Source organism: Bellilinea sp. (assembly GCF_034432615.1).
Taxonomy (GTDB): domain Bacteria; phylum Chloroflexota; class Anaerolineae; order Anaerolineales; family Anaerolineaceae; genus Bellilinea.
Genome location: NZ_DAOUBL010000010.1, coordinates 1 through 20,648 on the forward strand (window position 1 = coordinate 1; position 20,648 = coordinate 20,648).

Annotated in this window: 17 protein-coding genes; 7 read left to right on the top strand and 10 right to left on the bottom strand. The window is 48.8% G+C overall.

Annotated features, from left to right (window positions below; all coding sequences use genetic code 11):
- Positions 1 to 39: 39 nt before the first annotated feature.
- From VAE48_RS00575 to VAE48_RS00590, 4 genes are all read right to left on the bottom strand, one after another.
- Positions 40 to 1,068, bottom strand: coding sequence for a BMP family protein (locus tag VAE48_RS00575; protein ID WP_322791364.1), 1,029 nt, complete (start codon positions 1,066 to 1,068; stop codon positions 40 to 42).
- A gap of 126 nt (positions 1,069 to 1,194) precedes the next feature.
- Positions 1,195 to 2,127, bottom strand: coding sequence for an ABC transporter permease (locus VAE48_RS00580; protein ID WP_322791365.1), 933 nt, complete (start codon positions 2,125 to 2,127; stop codon positions 1,195 to 1,197).
- A complete protein-coding gene (locus VAE48_RS00585) occupies positions 2,120 to 3,199 on the bottom strand; it encodes an ABC transporter permease (protein ID WP_322791366.1) in 1,080 nt (359 codons plus the stop codon). The genes VAE48_RS00580 and VAE48_RS00585 overlap by 8 nt, the downstream gene beginning before the upstream one ends.
- 125 nt (positions 3,200 to 3,324) lie before the next feature.
- Entirely contained in the window at positions 3,325 to 4,296 is a 972-nt protein-coding gene (locus tag VAE48_RS00590; RefSeq protein ID WP_322791367.1) for a tRNA-dihydrouridine synthase family protein, read from the bottom strand.
- Positions 4,297 to 4,358: 62 nt separating this feature from the next.
- Between VAE48_RS00590 and VAE48_RS17455 the strand changes: the two genes are divergently transcribed.
- Positions 4,359 to 4,757, top strand: a complete 399-nt coding sequence (locus VAE48_RS17455; protein WP_416181002.1) for a 4Fe-4S binding protein — start codon at positions 4,359 to 4,361, stop codon at positions 4,755 to 4,757.
- 58 nt (positions 4,758 to 4,815) lie between these two features.
- Positions 4,816 to 6,561 (top strand): MGH1-like glycoside hydrolase domain-containing protein, encoded by a 1,746-nt coding sequence (locus VAE48_RS00595; protein ID WP_322791368.1) that lies wholly within the window; start codon positions 4,816 to 4,818, stop codon positions 6,559 to 6,561.
- Here VAE48_RS00595 and VAE48_RS00600 read toward each other — a convergent pair.
- The 5 genes from VAE48_RS00600 to acnA form a co-directional block, all read right to left on the bottom strand.
- Complete coding sequence (locus VAE48_RS00600; RefSeq protein WP_322791369.1) at positions 6,554 to 7,357, bottom strand: hypothetical protein; 804 nt, start codon at positions 7,355 to 7,357, stop codon at positions 6,554 to 6,556. The genes VAE48_RS00595 and VAE48_RS00600 overlap by 8 nt on opposite strands.
- A 132-nt stretch (positions 7,358 to 7,489) precedes the next feature.
- On the bottom strand, positions 7,490 to 7,633 hold the full coding sequence (locus tag VAE48_RS00605; protein WP_322791370.1) for a hypothetical protein: 144 nt from the start codon (positions 7,631 to 7,633) through the stop codon (positions 7,490 to 7,492).
- Positions 7,634 to 7,713: 80 nt separating this feature from the next.
- A complete protein-coding gene (gene argH / locus VAE48_RS00610) occupies positions 7,714 to 9,099 on the bottom strand; it encodes an argininosuccinate lyase (protein WP_322791371.1) in 1,386 nt (461 codons plus the stop codon).
- An 8-nt stretch (positions 9,100 to 9,107) separates the two neighbouring features.
- On the bottom strand, positions 9,108 to 10,379 hold the full coding sequence (locus VAE48_RS00615) for an argininosuccinate synthase (protein ID WP_322791372.1): 1,272 nt from the start codon (positions 10,377 to 10,379) through the stop codon (positions 9,108 to 9,110).
- A 236-nt stretch (positions 10,380 to 10,615) separates the two neighbouring features.
- Positions 10,616 to 13,330, bottom strand: coding sequence for an aconitate hydratase AcnA (acnA, locus tag VAE48_RS00620; protein ID WP_322791373.1), 2,715 nt, complete (start codon positions 13,328 to 13,330; stop codon positions 10,616 to 10,618).
- Between the two features lie 112 nt (positions 13,331 to 13,442).
- Here acnA and VAE48_RS00625 point away from each other — a divergent pair, with 112 nt between their 5' ends.
- The 5 genes from VAE48_RS00625 (at position 13,443) to VAE48_RS00645 (ending at position 19,668) form a co-directional block, all read left to right on the top strand.
- A complete protein-coding gene (locus VAE48_RS00625; RefSeq protein WP_322791374.1) occupies positions 13,443 to 14,627 on the top strand; it encodes a sensor histidine kinase in 1,185 nt (394 codons plus the stop codon).
- A complete protein-coding gene (locus VAE48_RS00630; protein WP_322791375.1) occupies positions 14,624 to 15,280 on the top strand; it encodes a response regulator transcription factor in 657 nt (218 codons plus the stop codon). The genes VAE48_RS00625 and VAE48_RS00630 overlap by 4 nt, the downstream gene beginning before the upstream one ends.
- Before the next feature lie 87 nt (positions 15,281 to 15,367).
- Positions 15,368 to 16,219, top strand: a complete 852-nt coding sequence (locus VAE48_RS00635; RefSeq protein WP_322791376.1) for a hypothetical protein — start codon at positions 15,368 to 15,370, stop codon at positions 16,217 to 16,219.
- Between the two features lie 91 nt (positions 16,220 to 16,310).
- Complete coding sequence (typA, locus tag VAE48_RS00640; RefSeq protein ID WP_322791377.1) at positions 16,311 to 18,170, top strand: translational GTPase TypA; 1,860 nt, start codon at positions 16,311 to 16,313, stop codon at positions 18,168 to 18,170.
- Positions 18,157 to 19,668 (top strand): M1 family metallopeptidase, encoded by a 1,512-nt coding sequence (locus tag VAE48_RS00645; RefSeq protein WP_322791378.1) that lies wholly within the window; start codon positions 18,157 to 18,159, stop codon positions 19,666 to 19,668. Before typA ends, VAE48_RS00645 begins: the two co-directional genes overlap by 14 nt.
- Before the next feature lie 3 nt (positions 19,669 to 19,671).
- Here VAE48_RS00645 and VAE48_RS00650 read toward each other — a convergent pair whose 3' ends face one another.
- Positions 19,672 to 20,556, bottom strand: a complete 885-nt coding sequence (locus VAE48_RS00650; protein ID WP_322791379.1) for a DUF2877 domain-containing protein — start codon at positions 20,554 to 20,556, stop codon at positions 19,672 to 19,674.
- Between the last annotated feature and the right edge of the window lie 92 nt (positions 20,557 to 20,648).

A 20,648-nucleotide genomic window follows, 5' to 3' on the forward strand; every position in this document is an offset into this window, starting at 1 on the left:
CTTGAATGGAAGCAAGCCACCCCCTTTTGATAAAAAAGGTTATTGTTTCGGTCCGCTGAGCGGATCAATAGTGCCGTTCATGATGCCATCAATGGTTTCCTGAGCTTTGGCTTTGATGTCATCCGGCACGGGGACTTTGTCGTTGTAGACCAGTTTCAATCCGCCGTTTTTGAAGGTGAGGGTGTAGGCTTTACCGCCCAACACGCCGGCACGCACCGATTTGACCATGTCGCGAATCACAATCGTCCAGTCAAAAACCTGTGTGGCGACGACGGTTTCCGGACCAACCGGGGTTTGTTCCCACTGGGTTCCGAACCAGTACGCTCTTTTGTCTTTGGCAACGCCGATTGCGCCTACCACCGATTGCGAGGAACCGGTCAGCATATCGGCGCCGGCGGCGATGTGGGTTTCGGCTGCGGAGGCCATCAGCGAAACATCCGAGAAGGAACCGGTGAAGGTGACGTTAACCTGAATGTCGGGTTTCGCATTTTTCGCACCGGCAACAAAGCCATCCACAAACAGTTTGGCATCGCCGGCATTGACTGGCCCGCAGACACCCAACACACCGGTTTTGCTCATTAACGCGGCAATGGTTCCGAGTACATAACCGCCTTCCTGAGATTCAGCCTGATAGGCATAAACATTGTTTATGCCCTGCTTCTGAAATGTGTCGAGGGATGTTCCCCAGGCAAAAGCTGTTTCAGGGAAGTCTGGGGCAATTTGAGAAAGTGAAGTGCCGTATTGGGAACCATGTGCAATCACCAGGTCATAACCCTGGGCGGCATAATCGCGGATGGCAGCGGCAGCATCGGGAACGTTGAACATGCCTTCTGAGTAGGCAATTTCAAATTTGGATGGTCCACCTTCCTCTTCCTGAACTTTCTTCAAGGCTTCAAAGAAAGATTGGCTGAAGGCAAGGTCGGTGATTGTACTGGGCATCACCACTGCCACACGGAAGGGTTTTTCTTCCTGTGCGGGCTGAGTGGGGGTCGCGGGCTGGGCACATGCGCTCACCAAGAGTGATACAAGGGCAACCAGCAGTGCAATCCGAACAATTGACATTTTCATTTTTTACTCCTCCAAAAAACAGGGAAATGGGTGGATAATAGATGGAATAGCCGTTTTTGTAATTGATTGGTGTGAGCGTTCCCGGATCACCTCCTGTCGGAAAGAATCATTTCTCCAGTCCACACGTTAATTCTCACCTCTCTCGAAAGGTTTGGTCAATGCCTGCGGTTGACGGGCGCGTCTGCCTGATAGGGTGAGGGCAACAATGGTGAGAATATAAGGCATCATCACCGCAATATCGGATGGAATATTGATACCCTTGACTTGTACCCAAAGCTGTAAGGCGTTGACAAAACTGAAGAGTAACGCACCGCCCATCACACCCCACGGCCGCCAGCCGCCAAAGTAAACCAAAGCAACGGCAATGAAACCCATCCCGCTGGTCATGTTTTCCTGAAACAGGTTGATCAAGGCAAGCGAAAGGGAAGCGCCAGCAATACCGGCAAGAATCCCGCCCAGACAGACGGTAGTGTATCGAATCAGAACAATGTTGACACCCAATGTGTCGGCAGCTTGTGGGTTTTGACCCACAGCGCGGACTTTTAACCCAAAGGTGGTTTTATTCAATACAAAGTTGGCAAGCGGAACCAGTAAAAATGCGCCATAAACCAATAAATTGTGATTGAAGAAGATATCGCCGAGGTAAGGAATTTGACCCAATAATGGAATTCGGATGGGCTGAAAACCGCGGATTGACTCAACCCCGCCGAGGGTTACTTTAAAGAGCAGGGTGGAAAGACCCAAACCGAATAAATTGAGACCAATGCCGCTAATACCCTGTTCGGCCTGCAGAGTAACACTGACAACCGACATGAGCAATCCCATCAGAAGCCCTGCAATGGCCGCACCCATCAAACCTAAAAACAAGTTCCCGGTTTTCATCGCAACGTAGAAGCCGGTATATGCACCCATCAGCATGATGCCATCCACCCCGAGGTTAAGCACCCCTGAGCGTTGGGCGAAGGTTTCACCGATGGCAGCATAAAGGTAAGGGGTTGCCAGGCGGATACCGGAGTAGATGATGCCTAATAAAACGGGCAGGGTGAAGAGTTCAGCCACGAGTTTCCCTCCTCCGCGCGCGGCGTCGAGCCCAGATTTCACTGCTGACCACAAAAAGGACCACCAAACCTAATAAAACGGTTATCAGGGCCGAGGGCACCTGGGTTGCGCGCTGCATCCGGTCGGCACCGACCAGCAAACCACCAAAAAGAACCGAAGCGGGTATTGCACCCAACGGGTGCAATTTGCCGAAGAGAGCAGCCACAATACCTGAAAAGCCATAACCTCCTGAGAGTCCTTCCATCATCCGGTGATGAACCCCGCTAACTTCAACACCGCCTGCCAGACCGGCAAAAGCGCCGCCGAGGATCAATGAAAGGGCTTGATAAAACTGAACTGGAATACCCGCATAACGAGCCGCATCCGGGTTCAAGCCAACTGCCCGGATGCGGTAACCGATGGTGGTGCGCCACAGGAAGATGTACACCAATACTGCCATGACCACAGCCAAAATTGCACCGCTGTGGAGTAAGGTGCGCGGCATCAGGCGGCTCAGCCATGCTGCCTGAGGAAGTAAATCCGACTGAGCAATCTGAGTGCCGCGTTCAATTTCGGCCGGGTCAATCATTGGCCCGCGCAGCAAGTAGTTGGAAAGTTGAAGCGCAATGGCATTCATCATTACGGTGCTTAAGATTTCATTAACCCCCAAACGGGCTTTGAGTACACCCGGTACTCCCCCCCAGACCGCACCGCTCAGGGCGGCGACTAATAAAGTCAGGGGTAGTAGAATTATTCGGGGCAACTCCGAAAATCCAATTGAAAAGGCAGTTGCTGCCAGCGCACCGACAATCAACTGCCCTTCGCCTCCGATATTAATCACCCCGCCGCGGAAGGCAATGGTGACCCCCAGTCCCACTAAGAGTAAGGGGGTTGCTTTTACCAGTGACTGAGTGAAACCGGAAACATTGCCGAAGGCACCCTGAAAGAGAGTTCCGTAAGCTTGAAAAGGATTTACACCTAATGCGTAAATTAACACTGCGCCGATGATCAAAGCCACCGGGACAGCCAGAAGAGGAAGGAGGGCCTCAATGGTACGATTGAGTAGTCGGGAATATTCACTTTTGGATGGCATCGAGGGGGTAACCCTTTCCTGAGGGCGGGTTAAGGATGGGTAGATGTCATACAACTTTTTATAAAAAACAGTATAGCAAAAAATGTCTTGATTTCCAAATTGTATTTGTCATGAAATTTGAAATTTTAAGATTTTTGTTCGATGAGAAATTGGAACAAATCACCAAGATGACCTTTAAACAAGTCTAAATCGGTTGTTGTCAACAGAGGCAGCAGGAATTCATCGGAAAGCTGGTAGGGAATTAGAAGCCGTTTGAGATATTTTCGGAATAATATTACACCCCGATCAGCGCCGTGGAACTCGACCATTTCATTGAGGTGTAACATGATCCAGCTTTTTACTTCTTGAGGGGAAACTTGCCAGCGGTCTTTCTGGCAGAAAATCCATGGATTTTGCAAAGCTGCCCGGCCGATCATGACACCGTCACAATGGGTATGGGAGAGTATGCGTTGGATATCTGCAACATTTTGGACATCCCCGTTTGCAATTACCGGGATGTGCAGAGATGCTTTGACCTCAGCGATGGCATCCCAATCTGCCTGGCCAGTATATCCCTGTGCCCTGGTGCGACCATGAACGGCAATCAGCTGAGCGCCGTTGTCTTCAACAATTCTGACAATTTCTAAATAGTTCCGGTTTTGTTCATCCCAACCCAGCCGTATTTTGGCGGTAACCGGTACGGGCAGATGTTTTACCAGATTGCGAATGATTTCGGCAACTTTGAACGGATGAGGTAAAAGCCCTGCTCCGGCTCCGCGGCTGGAAACGTGCCGGGCCGAACACCCAAGGTTCAGGTCAATGATATCGGGTTGAAAAGGAATCAATTGTTGGGCTGCGTTAAGAATACGGGCAGGGTCATCATCGAAAATCTGAAACACCACCGGTCTTTCAACCTCGTAAAAGGCAATTTTCTTTTGGATGCGCTGGATATTCGCAAGAATATCCAATGCATTGATAAACTCTGTGTAAGACATGGCAGAACCCAGTTTGCGGACAAGGGAGCGAAACGGCCGCTCTGAAAGACCATCCATTGGTGAAAGAATGAGATTGCCAAAAACCGGAATGTTTCCAACAAAAAAGGATGGCTGTGAATTCAAGGTTCACCTGAAATAAGGAAATTTTTCACAATTTGCAGTAAGATAATTATGTGGAGGGATGATTGTATCAAATTACTGAGGATTGTGCTGGATGTGGGATGTGCCGGTCATGGTGCCCGGTGAAGGCGATCCGAGGATACAAGAAAAAACGGCATATTATTGAACCACATTGCATTTCCTGTGGGGTGTGTGGTCGTGTTTGTGGTTATGGAGTAATTCTTGACGATGCAGGAAGGGTTACCAGCAGAATTCCCATCCGGGAGTGGTTCAGACCGGCCTGGGATTATTTGCGCTGCAACGGTTGCGGTCAATGTGTTTCCTCTTGTCCGGTAAAATGTATTCAAATTACCAATGCAGGGGAAGGATTAGAAAACCGTCCATTTCTTACTCACCCAGGTTTGTGTATCGGCTGCCAGTTTTGTAAAAATGCTTGTGAGTACCAGGCGATTTATGCCCTTTGAGGATGAGTTGACGTGAATGGTGTTAGAATCTTCTTATTGAATGCACAAGGAATTGGATATGGATTTTCCCATTTTGAGTGATTTTCACAATATTCTTGATATCCGTCATATTCCATTTACATCTCGCGGATCGAGGTTAAGTATAACTGCAGAAAAGAACGGAATCAGCCTGCGGTTAACCGACCGGTTGCGTTCTCAGGATATTGCCACGAGATTCGGGCAAAATCTGCCCGCACTGATTGAAGAGATTAATTTTTTAGATGGTGAGGGAAATTCCCTCGAATTTTCTGTGGAAACCTATCCGCATTGCCTGATTTTTGAAACTAAAATTGGAAAGTATTACCTGACTTTTGAGGATGGAGAGAATATCTTGATCTCTCCTCCAGATCAGGCGTGTGGTTTGAGCGGTAAAATCAACCTGAGCGAAGTAGTGACTGACCGACGGGGTGGAGTGGCTGTTGCGCAGGGGGAGGATCGCACCCGCTTGGTTTATTCGACCAATCGAAAGATCTTCCACCATGCTGTGGAAAAATTGCCGGGTTCAGGGTGGAAGTTCAGTCTGGTTGTGGAAGGTGGAAATTGCGGCGGCATCTTACTGCATGTTTCAACCCGGCTTGGTCTTGCGCGTTATATCAACGACCCGAAAATCGTTTTGAACCGCTCCGCCCAAATTTGGCAGGATTGGTTTGCAAGGGTACCCAAGATTGCCGGGATGGATGCCCGGTATCAAGTTGCGTGGTGGATACTACGGGCTGGTTTGGTTTCAACCCGGTTTTACCTGAGTCGGGAAGTATTGGTTTCTTCCAAAAAGCACACAACCACCATCTGGCAATGGGACGCCTGTTTTTATGCGATGGCGTATCGTCACATTGACCGAAAACTGGCTCAAGATCAATTACGAATATTTTTTGATCATCAGGCCCCGAATGGAATGATTCCGGATGGCATTTACGAGAGCGGGGTAATCATCAAGCGCGATCAACCTTCCGAGGCAGACTGGTCGCGTCCACCTTTACTGGCGTGGACTGTCTGGAAACTGTTCGAACGCGATGGGGACATCGAATTTCTGAATGAGATTTATGATGGTTTATCCCGCTGGTTAAAATGGTGGCTCAATTTGATCGATCAAGGGTTGAGCCTTTCTTCGTCGTCAGGCCACTCCCTCTTTGCGGAAGACATGGATGACCCGGTAATTCTGGAAGAGATGCCGGGCAACATTTCTCCCGAATTGAGCGTTTTTTTGTATCTTCAAATGGATTGCATGGCAAAAATCTCGCAGGCACTTGGCGAATTTGCGGATTCAGAATTCTGGAAATTACAATCCGAGCGGCTGCTTTCCCAAATTCAGAGTGATGATGAAACTGCTCAGGGTGGACTTTTCTGGATGCAACAACAGGGAAGACCGGTATGTGTGCCAACCCCGCTCAGCCTGATTGGCTTACTATGTGGGGATTGCGAAGCGGATACAACCCGCAAAATGATAGGGCACTTATCCGATGAAGATGGCGTTTGGAGGAATTTTCCATTACCGACTATTCTTCTCGAAAGTACGGAAATCGAAAGCCAAAAATTATGGCGCAGCCCGGAATGGTTGAGTATATACTATTTGCTGCTGGAAGGTTTGGAAAGATGCGGCCTGGCAGAAGCTGGCAACCTTCTTTGTGCGCAATTGTTAAATTTGCTTGCCAGTCGTTTTTCAAATGAACAAAAGGTTTTACATGCACCGATATATGGCTGGGCTGCAGCTTTGTATGTTGAACTGGCAGTTCGGGCAGCCCTGGCTAATATCACTAAAGTTACTTGACCTGACATTTGTGACAATCCAATTGATCGCCAACTGGATCGGGGGTGGGGGTAGGCTGCAGGTCGCGGTAGCCGGCTTCGATCATCCATTGACATAGGATTGGGCCGCCATGACGATCCAGACTGGGACCCCCGTAACCTGGCGGCAGGCCGGAAAATCCCCGGAAGTATCCATAGTCGCCAGTTAGTTGCTGAACCGCAGCGGGGGATAAATCCCGATCCCCAATTGCAACTGCATGAATATGAATGGGAGAGCCGGGATACAGTTCATCTAAATCTCGTAGCCAGGCTGCAAAACCGGCAACCCGTAAAGCATCAATGAGCGGAGGTATTTCTTGCCAAAGAATGGTGTAGGTGCCTTTTCGCATTACGGAAAGATCAACCGCTCCGCCACCGGCGTGGGTACCAAAGCTGGCCTCTACCTGATGGGTATATGATCCCTGAGTAATCGCATAACCAAGAATATCAATTTCACCCTGGTAAATTTCGGATGCGTGAACAAGCATGGAGTAGGTGCGTTGATTCAGCAAAACCCCGTTTACCGAGATGATGGTGTAATCTTCTTCCGGCTTTTGGCAGCCTGCTGGTTCAGGGAATGGCCAGGAGGTGGGGGTAAGCAAAGGCTGTAAGGTGGCTGTTGGTGTTGAAGAGGGTTGAGGGGTAGTAGTTGGGCCTAAAGTGACAAAAGACGAGGATGGAGAAACAGTAAGTTGGGGAATCGAGGTTTCATTTACTGGCAGGGGAGAATGCGTACATGCTGCTATCAAGATCAGAATGACCAGAAAGATTTTTTGCAAAGGGAGTGAGGATGAATGCATTGTGATTGAAAGAGGGTTGAATTCGTGAATTAATCTGATTAATCAAAAACGCGGAGGGATAGTGTTCATCTTCTCCGCGCCCGTCGAAACTGCAAATGAGAGGATATGGTCTTAACCGCCAGTGGCTATCTGGTCATCCAGCAAAATTTGAATCGTTTCCTCATCCAGGTCGAGAAGAATTGGAAAGACGGGCGCAGTATGAGTTTCTTCGATGCTTTCGCCAAGCTTGATTTCGTTTTCATTAATCGCTTTCATGAATTTACCTCCATAACTTTTGATGTTTTTATCCTAACAGGCATTGGGGTCGCAGTCAAGGATGTTTTTCAGGTGGCTGTTCAGGTTCTTCTGACCAGAAATTCCCGGGCTTGTTGAATTTGAATCTTAACGGAATCGGTTGAAGTCCCGCCAAATTGGGAGCGTCGTTCGATGGCATTGCGCGGGTCAAGCAAAGCAGAAATAGTTCCTGGCAGTTGGGGATGGATTTCAGCCAAACGAGAAGAGGAAACCTGCACTAAAGAAATGCCCTGATCGAGGCATTCGCGCACCAGCTCACCAACCAGCCGGTGAGCTTTTCGGAAGGGGAGGCCCTGTAAAACCAGAAAATCAGCAATTTCGGTTGCCAGCATGGTGGCATCAATGCTTGCTGCCGCTCTTTGCGAATGGACTTTCAGGTTTTGGAGGATTCCAGTCATGACCGGAAGCAAGACGGTGAGGATATCAAAGGCTGAAAATACAGCTGGTTTATCCTCCTGCAAATCCTTATCATAAGCGGAAGGCAGGTTTTTCAGCACACCCAGGAAACCGGTTAATAAGCCGATGGTGCTTCCGGCTTTGGCGCGGGTCAATTCAAGCATATCCGGATTTTTCTTTTGCGGCATTATGGAAGAACCGGTGGTATAGGCGTCGGGTAGTTCAATAAAGCCGAATTCGGAGGTGGAATATAAAATCAGCGATTCGGCTAAACGCGACAGGTGAATGGTGAGAAGAGAGGCAAAGAAAAGAAACGAGGCTGCCGCATCGCGATTGGAAACTGCATCCAGACTGTTGGGGGAGGGTGCTGCAAAGCCCAATTTTTGGGCAAGCCTGAAGCGGTTGATCGGGTAGGGACAGCCGGCTAAGGCCGAAGAACCGAGGGGCATCTGATTGGCTTGTTCGAGGATAAAAGCGAGGTGCTGCCTGTCACGGTAAAGCGGATGAAAATGGGACAGCCACCAGTGAGAGAGAAGAATGGGTTGAGCGCGTTGTAAGTGCGTGTAGCCAGAAACAATAACGCCTAAATCCGCTTCGGCACGGTAAATCAGAGCAGCTTGCAGATTTTGGATGCTGGCGTCAACCTCATCGGCAGCATCTCTAAGCCAGAGTAAAAAATCGGTCATGACCTGATCGTTGCGGCTGCGACCGGTATGAAGTTTACCGGCAGGGTCGCCGATCAATTCAAACAAGCGCCGTTCGATGGCAGTGTGAACATCTTCATCATCTGACTGAAGACGAAAAGTTCCCTTTTCCACTTCTACCATGATTTGTTCTAATCCAATCTGGATTTTTTCATGCTCTTCAGCCGTCAAGATGCCAATTTCAGCCAGCTCTTCAGCCCACGCGCTGGAAGCGTGAATATCATACGACGCAAGCCGCCAGTCGAACGCAATGGATGCGTTCAACTGAGCGGCGAGCGAGTCGGTTTGAGATGAAAAGCGTCCTCCCCACAATTTGGTCACAGTCACATCCTCCGTTAATCGCGTTTGAATTTGGTGTAATCGGGTTGGTCGTACTGAGCCGGGGTTTTTTTGTGTATTTTGCGCATTGCCTGAACTTTCATCGGCAATCCAAACAGGGTGATAAAGCCCTGAGCATCTTTTTGATTGTAAACATCGTCCTGCCCAAAGGTGGCAAAATCCTCGCGGTACAAACTTTCCGGGCTTTTGCGTCCGGCGATGATGATATTGCCTTTGTACAATTTGAGTTTTACAATGCCGGATACCGGTTCCTGGGTTTTGTTAATGAATTGATCAAGCGCTTCGCGCAGGGGGGTGAACCATTGCCCGTAATACACCAGTTCGGCGTAGCGGTGAGCAATGATTTCCTTGAAGTGGAGCGTATCCCGATCCAGGCACAGGGCTTCCAGTTCCTGGTGGGCAGCCATAAGAATAGTCCCGCCGGGTGTTTCGTAAACGCCGTGAGATTTCATTCCCACCAGCCGGTTCTCTACCAGGTCTACTCTGCCGATTGCGTGTCGTCCACCAATCTCGTTCAGGGTGGCAATCAATTCATGAGGTGGCAACGAAGTATCGTTAAGTTTTACCGGAATGCCTTTTTCAAACTCCAGGCTTATCATTTCGGGTTGGTCGGGGGCGTTCTCAGGTGAAACGCTCATTTGATACATGCTCTCTTCCGGTTCATTCCACGGATCTTCCAGTAATCCGCCTTCGTGCGATAAATGCCAAAGATTTCTATCGCGGCTGTAAATGGATTTGAGCGTTGAGGAAACCGGAATGTTGCGCGATTGTGCATATGCCAGAGCATCTTCGCGTGAACGTATGTTCCATTCGCGCCATGGGGCGATTACTTTTAAGCGCGGGTCAAGCGCCATGGCGGTCAGCTCAAAGCGCACCTGATCATTGCCTTTGCCGGTACAGCCGTGCGCAATTGCATCTGCGCCTTCTTTGTGGGCGGTTTTTACCAGATGGTAAGCGATCAGCGGGCGGGCAACAGAGGTGCCTAACAGGTACTTGCGTTCATATATTGCCCCGGATTTTAAGAGAGGCATCAGGTAATCGCGGGCAAATTCCTCTTTCAAATCTTCAATATAGATTTTGGATGCACCGCTGGCTTTGGCTTTGGCCGGCAACCCGGAGAGTTCTTCACCCTGACCGATATCGGCGGTGTAACAAATGACTTCACAGCCGTAGTTCTCGATCAGCCATGGAACAATCACTGAGGTGTCCAACCCGCCTGAATAAGCCAAAACAACTTTTTTGATTTTCGATTTTCCGTTCTTTTTCATGATTAAGCTCCTTATGATCGGTTGGAATAAAAAATGCCCTCCACGGCTGGGAGGGCATTGGATTACAGATGAGGAAAATTTTTTCTTACTGTTTAACTCCATGAATGCCGACCACCCCGTGGAAATACGGGTTTGTCAGCAGACGACGGAAGCGGAGTTCAGCAGAGAGATTTTTCATTTCGGGCAACCTTATTGTTGTTCATGATAATACGCAGGTTTCTGAGTTTTGTCAAGAATCAATTTTGCAAAGTTTCAATCTTCCTGCCTTTGAGTTGGGCAAGGATGGTGTTCATGATCCCACCATTCAGGTAATACTGGATTTCTTTCGGGGTATCCAGCCGAACGAATGCTGAGAAGGTTTTGATGGAGTTATCCTGAGAGCGCGCTTCAATAATGACCTCTTTGCCGGGGTACAAATCCTGCCCGATGTTTTTTATGCTATAAATTTCATCACCTTTCAAGCCGAGAGTCTGAGCGTTTTCATGGGGTTTGAATTGCAGAGGCAGGACGCCCATACCAGCCAGATTGGAACGGTGAATACGCTCATACGATTCGGCGATGATGGCTTTAACACCCAGTAACAGAACTCCTTTAGCCGCCCAGTCCCGGCTTGAGCCGGTACCATATTCTTTACCGGCTAGAATGATGAGCGGGATACCTTCAGATTGGTAGCGCATTGCAGCATCGTAAATGGTCATCTGCTCTCCACTGGGAAAGTGACGGGTAAAACCGCCTTCAACTCCGGGTACAAGCAGGTTTTTCAGTCGAATGTTGGCAAAAGTACCGCGGGTCATGACGCGGTCATTGCCGCGTCTTGAGCCGTAGGAATTAAATTCAGAGGGCGGTACGCCTTTACTGATCAGGTATTGCCCGGCCGGGCTGTTGACCGCAATGCTGCCAGCCGGTGAAATGTGGTCGGTGGTAATCGAATCGCCGAGAAGTGCCAATACGCGTGCGTTCAAGATGTCCTTACCGCCGGATGGTTGAAGATCAAAGAAGGGTGGTTCCTGCAAGTAGGTCGAGTTTTCGTTCCAGCGGTAAAGTAAGTCCTCGCCGCTTTGGATCTGATTCCATAATTCGCTCATCTGGAAAATGGCGGCGTAGGCATCCGCATACATTTCTGGGCGGATATGACGATGGATGTGTTCTTCAACTTCCTGCGAGGAGGGCCAGATATCTTTCAGAAAAACTGGCTGGCCGTCTTTTCCAATGCCGAGCGGTTCATTCAACAAGTCAATGTCCACCGTTCCGGCCAGCGCGTACGCTACAACCAGCGGCGGTGAAGCCAGAAAGTTAGCGCGGGTGTGAGGGCTGATCCGTCCTTCAAAATTGCGGTTACCAGAGAGTACTGCTCCAACGACCAGATTGTTTTCTTTAATAGCCTGCACTATTTTCTCGGGCAGTGGGCCGGCATTTCCGATACAGGTCGTGCAGCCATAACCGACCAGATAAAAGCCTAATGCCTCCAGGTCGTCCATCAGGCCTGCGTCTTTCAAGTAATCGGTAACTACACGAGAACCCGGTGCAAGCGAAGTTTTTACAAAGGGTTTGACCTTCAGTCCTTTTTCAACGGCTTTCTTGGCAAGCAGCCCGGCACTCATCATCACAAACGGGTTGGAAGTATTGGTACAGGAGGTAATTGCAGCAATTACCACCGATCCATGCTTCAACTCGCTGGTTTTGCCATTATCGGGGATGAGTGCACTTCGGCCAAGTTCTTCCGGAGGGACACCGAAGCCGTTTTCAGTTTTTGGGGCGGTCAGGGAGCGTTGAAATACGGAGCGAACAGCGCCGAGGGGGATTCGGTCTTGTGGACGGCGAGGCCCGGCGATGGATGATTCAATGGATGAAAGGTCAATGTCCAGCACCTGAGTGTATTCCGGGTCAGGCGTTGAAGAAGTGCGGAAGAGGAGTTGAGCCTGATAATAAGTTTCCACCAGTTCAACCAGCGAATCCGGCCGATTGGTTAATCGCAAATAATCGAGCGTGAGATGATCTACCGGAAAATAGAGCATCGTTGCACCACTTTCCGGAGCCATATTGGCAATCATGGCGCGGTCAGCGACTGCCAGATGGTCAAGACCAGGACCAAAGAATTCGACGAATTTATCTACGACCCCCATTTTGCGTAAAGATTGGATGATAAAGAGAGTCAGGTCGGTTGGGGTTACACTTTCGCGCAGCTTGCCACTCAGCCGGACGCCGATCACATCCGGGGAAACCATTTCAATCGGTTCTCCCAGCATTGCCGCAACCGCCTCAATTCCGCCAACACCCCAACCCACTACGCCCAGACCATTGATCATGGTGGTATGTGAATCGGTGCCAACCAGGGTGTCCGGGTAGGCGAGAATAGAGCCATTTTCTTCCCGCGTTAAAACAACACTGGCAAGGTATTCCAGATTGACCTGATGGACAATTCCCGAAGCTGGTGGAACGATGCGAAGATTCTTGAAGGCTTTTTGTGCCCAGTGGAGAAATTCGTAGCGTTCACGGTTGCGTTGAAACTCCAACTCGGCATTGAGGCGGTAAGCATCGGGATTTGCGTAGTAATCAACCTGAATGGAATGATCAATCACCAGATCAACCTGGACGACCGGGTTAACTTTGCGGGGGTCGTCTTTCATTTTTGCGAGTGCAGAGCGCATAGCGGCTAAATCATTCATCACTGGCACACCGGTAAAGTCCTGAAGCACTACCCGTCCGGGGAAGATGGGGATGGTGGGACGATTCTCCTGGAGGGGCTGCCAGTTGAGGAGATTTGTGATGTCTGTAGGGTTAGTTTGCCCATCATCGGCTTTACGAAGCACCCCTTCCAGGAGAATACGGATCGAAAAAGGCAGGCGGTTCAATTGTTCGATGGTTATGCCGTTGATATTTACCAGAGGGAAGAAAGAATATTCTTTGTCATTAACTTTCAGAGTTGCGCGAGGGGAATGATATATGGTCATGGCTGCCTCTCTCTTGACGAGTGAATTGGATATTGTGGGATTATAATCTCAACATTTTTGGACTTCAAGTTTTTCAGTTATTAATCATCGCGGCAGGGTTATAATTTTGGTGATGAACCAACCATCCGACTCGCGGATACGCACCAGCAGTGATGCCGATTTGGCCTTCGCGGTAGTGGTTTTGGCCTCCTTTTTCGCTACTTTCAGTTCAATGAAGGCAGCCACACCTCTGGAAATTGTGTTGATGATTGTCCTGGGAACCAGTTATCTGGCGGTTGGGATTTATGGATTTGCCTATTGTGTAAAGTTACAAAATTCAATTCTAAGTATTGGTTATTTTGTGATTCAAATATTCCTGGGAGCCTGGATCGTGTACCTCAGTAAGGGGGCGGGTTTTAATGCCATGGTATTGCTTCCCCTTGCCGGGCATGCGGTCATTTTGCTTCCAAGAAGAATCAGTTACTTCATCCAATTTGGGATTTTGTTGGGATACGTTGGAGCAGTTTATGCCTTTTCTAAAAACTTACAGGTCGTTTGGGAAGGATTGCCCATCTTTTTTGCCGGTCTGATTTTCATTGTAGTTTTTACCCAAATGGCGTTGAATGAGGAAGCTTCGCGTCGAGAGGTGGAAAGGCTGGTGCGTGAACTGACCCAGGCAAATCAACAATTGCGCGATTATGCCGCTCAAATTGAGGATCTTGCCATTATCAAAGAACGTAACCGGCTGGCACGAGAAATTCATGACGGATTGGGTCATTACCTGACCAGTATTCACATGCAGATCAAAGCGGCCAATGCGCTGCTGAAGAATGACCCGCAAAAATCCGCCGAGCATTTACAAAAGGCAACTTCCCTCACACAGGAAGCGTTGGCAGATGTCCGCCAATCCGTGGGCACTTTGCGCAGTCAACCCAACCAGGATCTTCCTCTAGAGAAAATCATTCCACAATTATTCGAAAGTGCCAAATCTTTTGGAATCGAACCCAATCTTCAAATCATCGGTACGGGTAGAGAACTAAGCGCTACAACATACTGGACTCTTTATCGGGCTGTTCAGGAAGGCATTTCCAATGCCTGTAAACATTCACAAGCGCGTAACCTGTCCATTTATCTGGATTATTCTTCACCGGATTGGGTCATCTTGACGGTACAAGATAATGGAGTTGGGGTTGATAATTTGAAGGAAGGATTTGGATTGATGGGTTTAAGAGAGCGTGTTCAAATTGTGGGTGGGGAATTTACCCTGTTAGAAAATCAACCACAGGGGTTTGGTTTCAGGATTAAGGTGCCGGCATGAATCCCAAAATTAAAATTCTTCTTGTAGATGATCAGGCGCTCTTTCGTGAAGGGCTGCGCACATTGCTGGATTTGCAGCCTGATTTTGAAGTAGTCGGTGAAGCCTCACAGGGCGAAGAAGCGCTGCGCATGGCGGTTAGTTTGAGCCCGAATGTGATTTTGATGGATCTGAGAATGCCGGTGATGGACGGCGTCATGGCAACCCGGCGGATCAAAGACAGCCTGCCGCAATGCAAGGTGATTGTTCTGACAACTTTTGATGACGATGAAGATGTGTTTGAAGGGCTGCGCGCCGGAGCGGTGGGTTACCTGTTGAAAGATGTATCATCCGAAAAACTGTACGAAGCGATCCGCTCAGCTGCCCGTGGGGAATACTTCCTGCTTCCGTCCATTACTGCGAAGGTTATGGCAGAATTTTCCCGAATGGTCAGACCCCAAAAAACCAATGTAGATGAAATTGGGGTAAAGCTTTCTTCGCGTGAACTGGAAGTGTTGAAACTGGTTGCTCAGGGTGCGAGCAACAAAGAAATTGCCGATACTCTGGTGATTGCGGAAGGAACGGTTAAAAATCACCTGACCAATATCCTTGGCAAGCTAGAAGCGCGCGACCGCATGCAGGCGGTCCTCAAGGCACGTGAGTTAGGTCTGATTTGAACCGCCTGGATTGTGACCAGAAATGTGACCAGTGTTTGATGTGCTTAGAATCACTTCAGGGTAAGATTTGACTCAATACAGGAGGAAATGGTGAACGAGATCCCGCCCGTTCGAACAAATCCTCAAAGGGAATTTCCCTACATTCTTGGAATAGGTTTCATTTCCGTGGGTTTAGCCATCTTATTAGAACAGTTTTTGAAAACCGGCTGGTTGGTTCTGGTTATTCTTCCAATCAGCGGGGCGGTTTTTTTGGTTGAGTCTACTCGTGCTAAAAAGTTGGGTTTATTGATCGCTGGCGGCCTGATCTTTGGGGCAGGCGTGGGAAGCTTTTTGTATTTTAGTTCAGCATTCCCGATCGGCTTCCAACAGCGAATCGGATGGCTGATCATCGCATTTTCAGCTGGCTGGGCGTTGATTACCGCAGGTTCTAGCTGGGTTGTCCCGCAGCGGGTCTGGTGGCCGATGATTCCGGGTGGAATTTTGTTTTTTATTGGATTATGTTTTCTGGTCACCCCCCTTCGATGGGTTGACTTTGTTCTTTTCATTGCCGGTGGTGTGGGGGTCGTTTTGTTAATCTGGGGGGTTTTCTGGCGCATTTTTGGTTTGATCATTCCGGGGAGTTTGCTGATCACAATTGGACCGGGAATTTATTTTGCATGGGGTACAGAACAGGCGGTTAATGCGCTTTCTAAAACGGGTATGATGATCGCCATTTTTGCTCTAGGTTGGGGGTTTATCATCCTTTTTTCACGGGTTGTGACGACCAAATTCATCTGGTGGCCATTAATCCCAGGTGGAGTGATGGCTGTGGTTGGCTGGGGTTTGTATATTGGAGGCGACCCCGGTAATGCTCCGTCTTTTATTGCCAATACGGGTTCGATTGGTTTGATTATTTTCGGTTTGTACCTTCTTCTCCTGAGAAAAAGTATTCATCATTAAATTTTTCACAAAATTGTGCCTGTTCAATACCTCTATTATTTGATAAGATTACAGGTCTGATATTTTTAAGGGTTTGAAAGGTTGTTTGTAAATGAAAGTTCAGAGAAAAAATATTCGCAACGTGGCGATCATTGCCCATGTTGATCATGGAAAGACAACGCTGGTAGATGGTTTGCTTCGACAAGCCAGAGTTTTTCGAGAAAATCAACAAGTTCAAGAAAGGGTGATGGACTCGAACGACTTGGAGCGGGAGCGCGGCATTACTATTCTGGCAAAAAACACGGCCGTTCTGATTCCCGACTCGAGAACGGATGAAATGGTCAAAATCAATATTGTGGATACACCCGGTCACGCTGATTTTGGCGGCGAGGTTGAACGGGTGATGAATATGGTTGATGGTGTCCTGCTGCTGGTGGATGCCGCTGAAGGACCCATGCCGCAGACCCGATTTGTACTTAAGAAAGCCCTGGAAATGGGTCATCAGGCAATTGTGGTCATCAACAAGATGGACCGCCGTGATGCTGAGCCTGACCGGGTTTTGAACGACACTTTTGATTTGTTCATCGAACTGGGTGCCAGCGAGAGCCAGGCAAACTTCCCGGTAGTGTATACGAACGCAATTACCCAACAGGCCGGGCTGACACCGGAGTTATCCCCCGACCTTCAGCCGTTATTTGAGGCAATTTTAAATCATATTCCCTGTCCTGAAGTGGATTTGGATGCTCCCTTTCAGATGCTGGTCACCAATTTGGGTTACGATGAATATCGCGGCGTAACTGCGATTGGACGGGTGAGCGCTGGAAAGGTTATCAATGGTCAATCCATCGCGCGGATTACCTTACAGGGAGAAATATTGCCGGAAAGAGCCAGATATCTGTTTGTATTTCAAGGGCTTGAAAAAGTGGAAGTGGATGAAGTTCTGGCAGGCGATATTGGTGTGATTGCCGGTCTGGAAGGTGTGGAAATCGGTGAAACGCTGGCTGACCCGGAGCAGCCCATAGCATTACCACCCATTCGTGTCGAAGAGCCAACGGTGCGCATGACCTTTGGAGTCAATACCTCGCCGTTTGCCGGGAGAGAAGGTAAGTGGAGCACATCCCGCAAACTGCGCGAGCGTTTGTTTGCCGAATTGCGCAATAACGTTGCCTTACGGGTGGAGGAAACGGAAAACGCAGATACTTTTCTGGTTTCTGGAAGAGGGGAATTGCATTTAGCCATCTTGATTGAGACAATGCGTCGTGAGGGATATGAGTTCCAGGTGTCCCGCCCCGAGGCAATTTTGAAGGAAGGCGAGGGTGGCGAGCTTTTAGAACCGTATGAAGAGGTTCACATTGAAACCAGTGCCGATACGGTTGGTGCAGTCGTTGAAATGCTTGGCGCCCGTAAAGGTCAAATGATCAACCTTACCAACAACCCGGACAACACAGTCACCCTGGTATATGTTGTTCCGACCCGCGGTCTGCTGGGATTTCGTTATCAATTTCTCACGGCGACGCGCGGTATGGGGGTCATGCACACCCTGTTTCATGGGTATGCACCCTTTGCCGGTCCGATTCCCACACGGAACAGCAGTTCAATTGTGGCGTGGGAAGCAGGAACCACCACCAATTATGGTCTCAAAAACGCTGAAGAACGCGGTATCTTATTTTACGGACCGGGTGTTGAAGTTTATGAGGGCATGGTTGTGGGAGAAACCTTGCGGTCGAGCGATCTGGTGGTGAATGTGTGTAAAAAGAAACACCTGACGAATATGCGCTCCTCCAATAAGGATATAGAAGTGCGCTTGACTACTCCGCGAACTATGAGTTTAGACGAGGCAATTGAGTACCTTGCCGAGGATGAACTGCTGGAAGTAACGCCTAAAAGTTTTCGGATTCGCAAGAAGATTTTGGATACTGAGGAACGCGGCAAGCAGACAAAGCGGGCTAAAGAATTATATGAGGCTGGATAAATTCGGGGTGGGGTGGCTGTTAGCGCTGTTTTTTGCGGTTGGGCTTGTCAGTTGTGCCAGCCCAACGGTCCTTCCATCCGATGTTACGCCTGCGCCATTGATTGCTGTTACCCACACGGCAGCCGAGTCAACCCCAACCCTAACCCTTTTCACCCCAACGCCAGAAGTAACCGAGAGTCCGTCTTTGCCTATTCAATTGCTGGCTTATACCATTGATGCCGTTTATGATGCTGGCCAGAAAAAGGTTGAGGTCACTCAACTTATCCAATTTACCAATCCCTCTACCCAACCGCTCAGCGAAATTATGCTCGTCACCGAACCCAATCGTTTTGCAAACGGGTTTAATCTGAATCGTCTGGAAAATCAAATAACTGGGGAGGCATTGGATTGGGAATTGCAGCGCAATCTGCTGCAAGTTACCTTGAAGGAACCCTTATCCTTTCAGGAACCCATCGCGATTTTGGCTGAATATGTCCTGCAATTACCGCCAATACCACCGCCATCCGACACCAGCAAACCTCAAATTTACGGATATACCCAGCGGCAGACCAACCTTGTGGATTGGTATTTGTGGTTGCCACCCTATGATGACGAAACAGGCTGGATTGTCCATCCGCCATCTTTTTTTGGCGAATACACGGTTTACCCTCTGGCGGATTTTGAAGTGCGCTTTGAGGTGATCAACTCCCCGCGAGAGGTTGTGGTTGCAGCAAGTACCAGTCCGGTTCAGCAAAGTCAAAACCGCTGGGAGTACCGTTTTGATAGCGCCAGAAACTTTGCGATTTCGATTAGCCCCTATTTTCTGATCGAAGAAGCGCAAGTGGATGGGGTGAAAATCAGCCATTATTACTTTCCGCTTTACCGCCGGCAGGGTGAAGTGGTATTACAGCACACTGTTCGAGCATATCAGTTGTATTCACAATTGTTTGGTGAACTCCCTCGTCAATCTATCAGCGCGGTACAGGCCGATTTTTTGGACGGGATGGAATTTGACGGTTTATTTTTTCTGAGTAAAGGATTTTATGACCTTTACGATGGAACAGATAAAGGATACTTAACCCTCATCACGGTGCATGAAACTGCTCATCAATGGTGGTATGGAGTGGTTGCCAATGATCAGGCCCGCCACCCATGGCTGGATGAGGCTCTTTGTACCTATGCTGAGCGGTTGTACTACGAACGGTTTTTCCCTGAACTGATGGATTGGTGGTGGTTTTACCGGGTCAATTTCTACCAGCCGCAAGGGGTGATTGATTTACCGGTTTATGATTATGGCGGTTATCTGGCTTATCGAGATGCGGTCTATTTGCGCGGCGCATTATTTCTGGAAGAACTTAGAAAAGCGCTTGGGGATGAGCAGTTTTTTGATGGCTTGAAACGCTATTATGGTGAGAATAGCGGCAAGATTGCCACACCGATTGATTTTTTCAATGCTTTTGAAATGTCAAAAGCGGAAATTGAAAAAGTAACCCAATCGTTTTTTGCTGCGATGCCATAATCCCTATCCGGGGAGATTGCTGAGGGTGAGTAGTCCCAATCCCATCCCGGCGCATACTTCGATTCCTGACGAGCTTCCCCATTCCAGTACATTTTGAATTTTAGAAAAATCCATGGGTCGAACGCCGACCATCATTTCAAAAGCCTGCAAGAGCCGTTGGTCAATTTCACCTTGCATAGCCGCTTCAATCAGATTCCGGCTGATGGCTGTGGTCCGGTTCTCCACAGCCTGCCTCAGGACTTGCTGAAGTTGAGGAAAATCAAGTTCCGGTTTTTCCTTCCAGCAGCCCAGGGTGTAAATCCAGCCGAGCAGTAAATCATCGCCAGAAGGAGTCAGACCCCGTCCGCGACCGGCGAAAAACTGGATGGGTGCAAAACATTCAGCAGGTGATGAGAGCCCATTATTCTTCAGACCGTGAAGCATGGATTGGATTTCGGTATCGGAAGGATGGAATTCGGGGAACAATCCCGAAAGGGTAAGGACTTCATCCAGCATCAAAACCGGCTGAGCCAGCAAAGAACGCATGCTGAGTAAAAGTGCGATGGCGTCCTTGGGATCTGGATGGAAGATTAGCGGATTTGCCAGCCTTTTTGATGACCAGATGGCTGCTGACTGGGTTTGGATGACAACCGGAGAATGCTCAAACTGAATTAATCCATTGGCAATCTTGAACGATTCACCCACATTAAGAGATGGAGTTTGGAGAACTGGCTGAAGGTTGATGGTGAGCGGATTGCCGAATTTTTCCTGTGACAGGAAGAGGATTGATTGGTCGGCTAATTTCAGAAAAACTCCTTTGGAGGTAATTCCAACCACCTCACCGGAGCGGTTTTTTTCAAGACTTTCATAAGCGCAAATTCCGATTTGAATGGCTGAAAAATAGTTCACAAATCCACCTTTGCAAGGATGTCAGACATTTTTATGAGGAATGTCAGTTGACACAGGAATGTTTTTATATGATAATTTTGATAGTTGTTCCT